Origin of the sequence: Microbacterium sp. (genome assembly GCF_049661145.1) — a bacterium.
Lineage (GTDB): Bacteria > Actinomycetota > Actinomycetes > Actinomycetales > Microbacteriaceae > Microbacterium.
Genome location: NZ_JBASZT010000321.1, coordinates 1 through 1,878, shown reverse-complemented (window position 1 = coordinate 1,878; position 1,878 = coordinate 1). Strand labels below are relative to the sequence as shown.

Genomic DNA, 1,878 nt, shown 5'->3' with positions numbered 1-1,878 from the left:
GCGCGCGCACAGACCGCGTCCCCGCCGTGCCGCCTGGCTGCTCGGGCCCGCGCTGGTCGCCGGTGTCGCCTACCTCGACCCCGGCAACGTCGCGAGCAACATGACCGCCGGCGCCCGCTTCGGCTATCTGCTGGTCTGGGTCGTCGTGCTCGGCAACGTCATGGCCTGGCTGATCCAGTACCTGTCGGCCAAGCTCGGCATCATCACCGGCCAGAGCCTCGCCGAGACTCTAGGCAAACGCATCGGCAACAACGGCGCCCGCCGCGCCTACTGGCTGCAGGCCGAGCTCGTCGCGATGGCCACCGACATCGCCGAGGTCATCGGCGGTGCCGTCGCGCTGTGGCTGCTGTTCGGCGTCCCACTGCCGATCAGCGGGCTCATCACGGGCGCCGTCTCGATCGGGATGCTGCTGTTCCAGCAGCGCCGCGGCGCCCGCAGCTTCGAGTTCGTCGTCATCGGTCTGCTCGCCGTCATCGCGCTCGGCTTCACCTACGGCGTGTTCGTCGCCCCGCCGGATGCCGCGGGCATCGCCGCGGGCCTCGTTCCACGGTTCGAGGGCTCCGAGTCGGTGCTGCTGGCGGCATCCATCCTCGGGGCGACGATCATGCCCCACGCGATCTACGCCCACTCGGCGCTCGCGCGCGATCGCTTCACGAGCCCGACCTCTCACGCCGCCGACCGCAGCGCCGGCACCCGCAGGCTCCTGCGCGCAACGCGCTGGGACGTCACGATCGCGCTCGCGATCGCAGGCACTGTGAACCTCTGCATCCTGCTGCTCGCGGCAGCGAACCTCGCGGGCGTCGCGGGCACCGACACCCTCGAGGGCGCCCATGCCGCGCTCGACACCGGGCTCGGCGGCGCGGTCGCGACGCTGTTCGCGGTGGGCCTGCTGGCAAGCGGGCTGGCCAGCACCGCCGTGGGCGCCTACGCCGGCGCCGAGATCATGCAGGGCCTCCTCCGCGTGCGCATCCCCCTGATCGTGCAGCGCCTCATCACCCTCATCCCAGCCCTCGTGCTGCTGACGGCCGGTGTCGACCCCACCTGGGCGCTCATCCTGAGCCAGGTCGTGCTGAGCTTCGGCATCCCGTTCGCCCTCATCCCACTCGTCGTCCTCACGGCGCGCCGTGCCGTGCTCGGCGTGCACCGCAACCGCTGGTGGACGACCACCGCTGGCGTCGTCGCGTCGGTGTTCCTCGTCGGTCTGAACGGCGTGCTGCTGTGGCTCGTGCTGTCGGGAGCGTGACCGCGGCCATTACCCTGAGGACCGTGCCCGCGAACTCCGTCGCGATCGACGACTACCTGAAGACGATCTACCACCACACCGAGTGGCAGCCCGCCCCCATCACGCCGTCGCAGCTGGCCGCGGAGCTTTCCCTTGCCGCGTCGACGGTGACCGAGATGGTCCAGAAGCTCGCGGCGCAGGGGCTCGTGTCGCACCGGCCCTACGGCCCGGTGTCGTTGACGGATGCCGGGGCGGTGCGCGCGGCATCCATCATCCGCCGGCATCGGCTCATCGAGACATGGCTCGTGCGCGAGTTCGGATACGCGTGGGACGAGGTGCACGACGAGGCGGAGGTGCTCGAGCACACGATCAGCGACCGGCTGCTCGCCGGCATCGATGACCGGCTGGGGCACCCGCGCTTCGACCCGCACGGCGACGCGATCCCGGATGCCGACGGCGCCGTCCACCGCGTCCCGTTCGTGCTCCTGGCGACAGCGCACCTCGGACACGTGGGGCGCGTGCTGCGCGTGAGCGATCGCGATCCCGGTCTGCTGCGCGCGCTCAGCGCTCACGGCATCGACGTCGGGCATACCCTCGTCGTCACCGGTCGCGACGCCGTCCGGGTCGACGGCGGCGCGACCGTCGAACTGCCCCCC

The 1,878-nt window shown here is 71.6% G+C and carries 2 protein-coding genes; both read left to right on the top strand.

Annotation, left to right across the window (positions count from 1 at the left end; translation table 11 throughout):
* Nucleotides 1-1,243: Nramp family divalent metal transporter (locus WBP48_RS13410; protein ID WP_424441230.1), on the top strand; the 1,243-nt coding region annotated here is incomplete at its 5' end.
* Nucleotides 1,244-1,266: 23 nt separating this feature from the next.
* A partial coding sequence (locus WBP48_RS13405; protein WP_424441228.1) for a metal-dependent transcriptional regulator occupies nucleotides 1,267-1,878 on the top strand: 612 nt, incomplete at its 3' end.